Source organism: Sandarakinorhabdus sp., from assembly GCF_041689835.1.
Classification (GTDB): Bacteria; Pseudomonadota; Alphaproteobacteria; order Sphingomonadales; family Sphingomonadaceae; genus Sandarakinorhabdus.
The window spans coordinates 1-7,660 of sequence record NZ_JBDNFM010000183.1 but is presented as its reverse complement, the minus strand read 5'-3'; the positions used below and the strand labels follow the sequence as shown (position 1 = coordinate 7,660).

At 62.1% G+C, this 7,660-nt stretch carries 7 protein-coding genes; 1 reads left to right on the top strand and 6 read right to left on the bottom strand.

Going from position 1 to position 7,660, the window contains the following annotated elements; translation table 11 throughout:
* From sucC to ACESL8_RS09745, 5 genes are all read right to left on the bottom strand, one after another.
* Positions 1-930, bottom strand: a 930-nt coding sequence (sucC, locus tag ACESL8_RS09765; RefSeq protein ID WP_372918279.1) for an ADP-forming succinate--CoA ligase subunit beta, incomplete at its 3' end; no start/stop codon positions are given.
* Positions 931-977: 47 nt separating this feature from the next.
* Entirely contained in the window at positions 978-1,940 is a 963-nt protein-coding gene (gene mdh / locus ACESL8_RS09760) for a malate dehydrogenase (RefSeq protein WP_372918277.1), read from the bottom strand.
* A gap of 304 nt (positions 1,941-2,244) precedes the next feature.
* Entirely contained in the window at positions 2,245-3,357 is a 1,113-nt protein-coding gene (gene zapE, locus ACESL8_RS09755) for a cell division protein ZapE (RefSeq protein WP_372918275.1), read from the bottom strand.
* Positions 3,350-3,835: a PaaI family thioesterase gene (locus ACESL8_RS09750; RefSeq protein ID WP_372918273.1), complete on the bottom strand. Its 486-nt coding sequence runs from the start codon at positions 3,833-3,835 to the stop codon at positions 3,350-3,352. The genes zapE and ACESL8_RS09750 overlap by 8 nt, the downstream gene beginning before the upstream one ends.
* A 39-nt stretch (positions 3,836-3,874) precedes the next feature.
* Positions 3,875-4,795 carry a glycosyltransferase family 2 protein gene (locus ACESL8_RS09745; RefSeq protein ID WP_372918272.1) on the bottom strand — a complete coding sequence of 307 codons (921 nt, stop codon included), beginning with the start codon at positions 4,793-4,795 and terminating at the stop codon, positions 3,875-3,877.
* 85 nt (positions 4,796-4,880) lie between these two features.
* On the opposite strand from ACESL8_RS09745, the gene ACESL8_RS09740 reads away from it, so the two are divergent.
* Positions 4,881-6,197 (top strand): nitrous oxide reductase family maturation protein NosD, encoded by a 1,317-nt coding sequence (locus tag ACESL8_RS09740; RefSeq protein ID WP_372918270.1) that lies wholly within the window; start codon positions 4,881-4,883, stop codon positions 6,195-6,197.
* A 37-nt stretch (positions 6,198-6,234) separates the two neighbouring features.
* On the opposite strand, the gene ACESL8_RS09735 is transcribed toward ACESL8_RS09740, so the two are convergent.
* Positions 6,235-7,660: O-antigen ligase family protein (locus tag ACESL8_RS09735; protein WP_372918268.1), on the bottom strand; the 1,426-nt coding region annotated here is incomplete at its 5' end.

Below are 7,660 nucleotides of genomic sequence, written 5' to 3'. Positions count from 1 at the left end.
GTTCGTCACCTTCTCCTTGTCGGCACCGCCGCCGACATCGAGGAAGTTGGCCGGCTCGGCACCGTTCAATTTGATGATGTCCATGGTCGCCATGGCAAGGCCGGCGCCGTTGACCAGGCAACCGATGGTGCCGTCCAGCTTGATGAAGGCGAGGTCGTACTTCGACGCTTCGACTTCGGCCGGGTCTTCCTCGGTCAGATCGCGCAGCGCAACCAGATCGGGATGGCGATACAGCGCATTGGGATCAAAGCCGACCTTGGCATCAAGGACCATCAACTTACCGTCCCCGGTCACGGCCAGCGGGTTGATCTCGATCTGCGAAGCGTCGGTGCCGACAAAGGCCGCATAGAGCGTCGCCACGACATGTTCGGCCTGCTTGGCCAGATCGCCGGTAAGGCCCAGCACAGCCGCCACGGCGCGGCCATGATGCGGCATGATGCCGGTGGCCGGATCGATGGTGAGCGTCTGGATCTTTTCGGGCGTATCATGCGCCACGGTCTCAATATCCATGCCGCCTTCTGTGGAGACGACCAACGCGATGCGACCCGTTGCCCGATCGACGAGCAGCGCGAGATAGAATTCCTTTTCGATATCAACACCGTCGGTGACGTACAGCCGATTGACCTGCTTGCCGGCCGCGCCGGTCTGGATCGTCACCAGCGTGTTGCCCAGCATGTCGGTCGCCGCCGCACGCACATCGTCGGCCGACCGCGCCAGCCGCACGCCGCCCTTGGCTTCAGGCGGCAGTTCAACAAATTTGCCTTTGCCGCGGCCGCCGGCGTGGATCTGGGCCTTCACAATATACAGCGGGCCCGGCAGCTTGCCGGCAGCCGCAACCGCCTCGTCAACGCTGAGCGCCGCATAGCCAACCGGCACCGGAACGCCGAACTTGGCCAGCAATTCCTTGGCCTGATATTCGTGGATGTTCATGGGTAATCCTTAAACCTCAATCGGCGACGTGCAGTTGCAGCAGTCGCTCAAACCAGTGAGCCATCGATGGCCCGGCACGCTGCCAGCAATTCTTTCACCGCATCCACCGACACGGCAAAATTGGCCTTGGCGCTCTCCGACATTTCGATCTCGACAATGCGCTCGACGCCGCCGGCACCGATAATCACCGGCACGCCGACATAAAGATCGCTCACGCCATATTGCCCGGTCAGGTTTACGGCGCAGGGCAGCAGACGCTTCTGGTCATACAGATACGCCTCGGCCATCTCGATGCCGCTGGTGGCCGGCGCGTAATAGGCGCTGCCGGTTTTCAACAGGGCGACGATCTCGCCGCCACCGCTGCGGGTGCGGGCGATGATGGCGTCGATGCGTTCCTGCGTGCTCCAGCCCATCTTGATCAGATCGGGCACCGGGATGCCGGCAACGGTGGAATATTCGATCACCGGCACCATGGTATCGCCGTGGCCGCCGAGCACGAAGGCGTTCACATCGCGCACGCTCACCTTGAATTCGTCGGCCAGGAAGTGGCGGAAGCGCGCCGAATCCAGCACGCCGGCCATGCCGCAGACCATGTGGTGCGGCAGCTGCGAAAATTCGCGCAGCGCCCACACCATCGCATCCAGCGGGTTGGTGATGCAGATCACGAAAGCGCCGGGTGCGTGGGTTTTGATACCCTCCCCCACCGCTTTCATCACCTTGAGGTTGATGCCGAGCAGATCGTCGCGGCTCATGCCCGGCTTGCGCGCCACGCCAGCGGTGACGATGATCACATCGGCGCCGGCGATATCGGCGTAATCGTTCGAACCCTTCAGGCTCACATCAAAGCCTTCGACCGGCGCGCACTGCGCCAGATCGAGCGCCTTGCCCTGCGGCACGCCTTCCACCACGTCGAACAGCACGATATCGCCAAGCGCCCGCTGCGCCGCCAGGTGCGCGAGCGTACCGCCGATGTTGCCAGCGCCGATCAGGGCAATTTTCTTGCGAGCCATGGGGTGAGGCCTTTCGTGAATGAGAATCCGAATGAATCGGGCAGAATGTCGCGGGTTGAATAGAGCGCGGCGGCGGACTGTGCAACCGCAGCAAAGGCGTGTCCGGTGAAAAGAGGGAGGTGGCTTAACTGTCCTACACGGCGCGATCCTGTCATAATGGCTTGGCTTGGAGTGTCGCCGATCAACGTGTTTGGCGGCTGAATTTTTCCCAATTCCATACGAAACGTCAAAACTGGCAAAATTGAAAACCGGTCTCCGCGAGCCGGCGGCTCTTTCACATTCTGAAAATCGCCTGCGGCCGGCGCTATCCGCCGTGGCCGAGCGCCAGATAGGCGGCGGACTGCATTTCCATCAGCCGGCTGGCGGTGCGTTCGAATTCAAAGCTGGAATCGCCAGCCGGGTACAGTTGATCGGGCTGGGCATCGGCCGCCGCGACGAGTTTCACGCGCCGCTCATAAAGCGCATCGATCAGGTGGATGAAACGGATGGCTTCATTGCGGTTTTCCGGGGTTAGCTGCGGAATGCCGACGAGAAAAACGGTGTGATATTGGCGGGCAATGGCCAGATAATCAGCTGCGCCCAGCGGCTGGCGGCACAGCCGGGCAAAGCTGAAAACGGCGACGCCCTTCAGCGATTTGGGCACATGCAGAAAACGACCGCCGGGCAATGGCAGTTCGGCGGTGGGCACATGGGCGCGGTCTTCCACGGGATAATCGGTCATCCGGAAAAACGCCGCCGACAGCGCCGCCGTCGCCTCCGGCCCGTTTGGAACGTGCCAGGTTTGCGTGCCCGACAGCCGGGCCAGGCGATAATCGGTGGGCCCGTCCAGTGTCACCACGTCCAGACTGGCCTCGATCAAGGCGATGAAGGGCAGAAAAAGGTGGCGGTTGAGGCCATCCTTGTAAAGATCACTTGGGCGCCGGTTGCTCGTGGTCACAACTGTCACGCCGCGGTCGATCAGGGCAATGAACAGGCGGGACAGGATGGCGGCGTCGGCGATGTCCTTGACCTGCATCTCGTCGAAACACAAAAGGCGCGCACCCCCGGCGATTTGCTGGGCAACGCTGATCAACGGATCGGCATCACCGGCCTGGCGGCGGGCGTGGATAGCGCCATGCACATCGGCCATGAATTCGTGAAAATGCGCCCGGCGTTTCGGCGATACAGTGCTGGCAGCGAAGAACAGATCCATCAGCATGGATTTGCCGCGCCCCACCCCGCCCCAGATATACAGGCCCTTGGGCGGCGGCGGCGGCGACTTGCCGAGCAGCCGGCCCAGAAAGCCCGGTGCTGCCGCCGGGCGGGCCAGCGCTGCTTCGAGTGCAGCAAGTTGCGTAACCACGGCGGCCTGCGCCGGTTCGGGCTTCAGTTCGCCCGCTGCCAGCAATCCGGCATAGCGGGCGCTGATATCAGTCAACCTGGGTTTCCCCGGGGCGCGATGGGTGGCCTTCGCCGATTGGCCGCGCGGCACGGGGGATCTTGCGCATGGTGCCGGTGAAGCTGGCGAGATTGACCCCGTCCTGCGTGACCAGCCCGCGCACAAACAGCATCTTGCCGGTTTCCTTGAGGATTTCGCCATGCACCTCGATGGGTTTGCCCACGATCCCGGCCGACAGGAAATCGGTGGCGCAGCTCAAGGTGACAGCGGCGGAATTTTCCAACTGGCGAAAGATGAAGGCAAACATCGCCATATCGATGAACGACATGATGAAGCCGCCGTGCAGATAGCCCAGGCCATTGCTGTGCTTGCGCGCGGTTTCCATGCGGCATTCGACACCGCGCATGCCCTCCCGAAAGAAAAAATCACCCAACATCGACGCAAAGCGCCCGTCGGGATCACGGCGCCAGCAGGTCCAGCCCGCATTGGGGCCTTCGGTAAATGTTTCGCGAGACATCGCCCAGCGGTTAGCGCCGGGGCGCGGTTACGTAAAGCGCTAGCGGTACACCGATGCCAGCAACCATTGTGCCGCCGCTCGCCAATTCAACGGCGCCAGCCGCAGGGCAGCGGCAAATTCGGCCTGCGCTTCGCCAAACCGGCGCAGGCTGCGCAACTGCGATCCCATCACATAATGATGATGGAACAGCGCGGCCGGCTGGGCGTTCATCGCCTCGCCGTGCTTCTCGATGAGACGTTTGCGGCCGACGATGCCCTTTTCAAGGCTGCGGGTCAGGCTGTCGGGGCTGTCGTGAGCGATGGCCAGCGGTTCGCCGATATAGTGAAAACGCGCGCCGATGCGGGCCAGGCGCAGCACCAGATCCCAATCCTGAAAGCGCGGCATGGCCGGATCAAAGCCGCCCACCCGCTTGAAGATCGCCCGGGTCATTGCCAGCGTCTGCGTGGAGATGTGGCTGCTGCCCAGCAGCTGGGCATAGGCGTCTTCGGCCAGTTGCCAGCCCATCGGCGGATAATAAGCGCGGCCGCTGCCATAGCGTTGTTCGAGTTGGCAGAAACTCACGTCGGCGCGCCGCAGCGCCTGCACATGGTGTTCCAGCAGCGTTGGCTGCCATTCGTCATCACTGTCCTGAAAGGCGACGAGCATGCTGCGCGCCATCTTCACCCCGGCGTTGCGGGCAGCCGGTGCCCCGGCGTTGCGTCGCATCTGGAACACCGCGATGCGGCGATCATCCCATTCCTTCAGCAGTTCCAGCGTATCATCCGTAGAGCCATCATCGACGATGATCAGTTCGAAGCGCTCAAACCGCTGCGCCAGCACCGATGCGATGGTACGGCCGATCAGGCCAGCCCGGTTGAAACTGGGCATCACCACCGAAATCAACGGATCAGGCGCCGTTGCCGGCCTGATGCAAACGACATCCACTCTTCTGATCCCCAAAACGCCGCAACGGCCGTTCATGTGCCAGCATGGCTGGTCGTGCTATATTTTGGCAATGAAAAAACGAATCATTACTGTTGGTGTTCTGTTGGTCGGCGTTGGGTCGATGTCGGTGGGGCTGTTGCCGCAGCCCAGCCTGCTCGCCGCCCAGGCCCGCGGCGATGTGGTGGATGTGGCCGACGGCGCCGCGCTGCAGAACGCCGTGATGTGGGCCCGCGCCGGCAGCACCATCCGCCTTGCTCCCGGTGAATATCCGCGGCTGGTAATCAAGCGTGACGTTGATGGCGCTCCTATCCGCATAACCGGCCCGCGCGAAGCCCGCATCAACCAGCTGATTTTCATGAAAGCTGCCAACTGGAGGGTGGACGGCATCACAATGGTGGGCGGCATCGGCAGGGCCATGCCTCTGGATATCGCCGGTTCACGCAATATCATGCTGGTGGGTGTAAAGATCACAGGAGCCACACCCGATGCCGGCCCGCGCTGGGAGGAGTCCAATGGCGTGACCATTCAGGGCGGCAGCGAGCATATCGTGCTGGCGCTGTCGGAGGCCACGCATGTGAAACAGATCGCTGGCATCCGCGACAGTTTTGGCGTGGTGATCGAGGGCAATCGCTTCACGAATTCCCGCGAAGGGCTGATGGTGCGTGCCACCCACGGGCTGGTGATCCGCCACAATCTGTTCGTGGGCTGGGAGCCGCGTTTCGACATTCGCGAACACCCCGACATGATTCAATTCTTCACCCAACAGGTGCCTACCGGATCCACCATGGTGACCATCGAAGGCAATTATCTTTCCGCCGGGTTGAACCGTGCCGTGCAGGCTATTTTCATTCGCTCCGAAGCCTTTGAAGGTGGACGCGAACCGCTTGGTTATCACCGTGATTTCACCATCCGTCACAACGTTTATTACGGATCATCGCGTCACGGCATCAGCACCAGCAGTGTGCGCGGCCTCGTTGTGGAAAACAACACGATCATCGGCTCGCCGCACGCCTTTGTAGGTAATGCTCCGCGCGATCCGGGCGGCAGGTCCAGCGTGGGCTGGCAGCCGTCAATCATTGCATCGGGCATCACTTGGGGGCGGCTGTCCAACAACATTTCTGCGCTTATGGCCATCCGCGCGGAATCCGTCGGCACGCAGGACATCAACAATTTTGTCTACAAGCCGCGCGTGCTGGCCGATGGCGTGAATCCAGGCAAGAGCTTTGCTGCGCCGTTGGTGGCCGGCGATCTGCCACTGTCGGCGTTTGCGGTGCGCCCGCAATCAGCCAATGGCAAGGCCGGGCGCGGCGCTGATATCAGCCGGGTTGGCCCGGATGCCGCAATTCGCGACACCGATGCCCTGATGCGCGAGGCCGTCATGCTGGCCGCCGCCGCCCGCCGTCAGGATCTGACCAAGGACCTGCCGGTGCCGCAGTGACGGTGCCGCGGCCCTACCCGCGACGGCCTGCCTTCCCTTACCGCCTCACAAGTGCCGTCGATGCCGACGGCAGCGCCGTTCTCGCCATCGGTTCAGCGGCGATGCGGGCAGCCTGGTACCGGTGCAGCGCAAGAATCGCCACCGCCAGTGTGAACACCAGATAATTATTGTCGGCAAAGCTGATCACGTAGGCGGATACGATGAAGTTGAACATCGATATCGCCAGAACACCGCCCCATTCCTCCAGGTCGTCCTTGGCGCGCAGGAAGGTCATCAACCCGAGCCAGGTGACACGCACCAGGCAACCGATGAAGCCGATGAAGCCAAGCGGGCCGACACCGACCAACAGGTTGATGTAGTAGGAATCGACGATCACCAGGCCCTTGGCCGACATGGCACCAACCTCGGGCAATGGCGTGCCCAGTCCGGCACCGATCGGGTTCCTGCGCACTGCGCGCCAGGCGCCTTCCCATTGCATGTCGCGCACCGCATTGCTGCCTGCGTGCTGCTGGCCGCCGATGGTGTACATCTTCAGCCGGTGGCTGGAGGCGATGCCTCCGGCGAGACCGGCAATGCCAAGCAGCACCAATGCAACCATGATGCCCGATTTCAGCGCGTCACCGCGGGGGCGGAAAAACAGCTGGCGAACCATCACCAGCCCGGCAAAACCAAACATCGTGGTGAGCAGCGCGATGGATGCGGTGCGCGCGTTGACGAACCACACCGTCTGCAGGATCAACGGGATAAGCGCCAAGACCAGCACGCGCTTCCACCCCTTCGCCTTCCACATCTCATACATCAGCGGGGGCAGGAACAAACCCATGTACTGGCTGTAATACAGCACGATGCCGAAGGTGGCGCGCACCCGGTAGCGACCATCGCCTATGCGTGCTTGCGACGACACATAGGTTTCATACAGGTTGGGATCGACACGCAAAAAACTGGGGATATAGCCAAACCATGGCGGGCGTTGTAGCCAATTTTCCACCAGCGTGAGCAGCATGGTGAGAATGCCGGCAAGGATGACGACACGCATGACACGGGGTATCTTCTTCACATCAGAGAAGCACCAGGCCGCCGCCACCATGGCCGAACTGTCGAGCACGCCCTGCATGACTTCGTAGCTGAACGCGTCGACCGGACTGGGAGCCAGCGGCAGCACAACCACCTGCATCAACAGGAACAGGCCGTAGAGGCGGAACGCGATCGGATCATAACCGAGCAGGTCCACCACCTTGCGCCGCGCCTCGGCGATCTGAGGGAAGTGGGTGAGCATCCCGATCAGCAGCACACCCAGCACAATGCGCGGTGGCGTAACCCACGGCAGGCCGGGGATGGCGATGGCGACATAGGTTGGCCAGGCCACCATCAGAAACATGTAAACTATGAGCAGCTTGAAGAAGGGCGCGTTGTCGGGCTTGTCGACATCGGGCAACATCCACAGGCTCACACCCGCCATCACC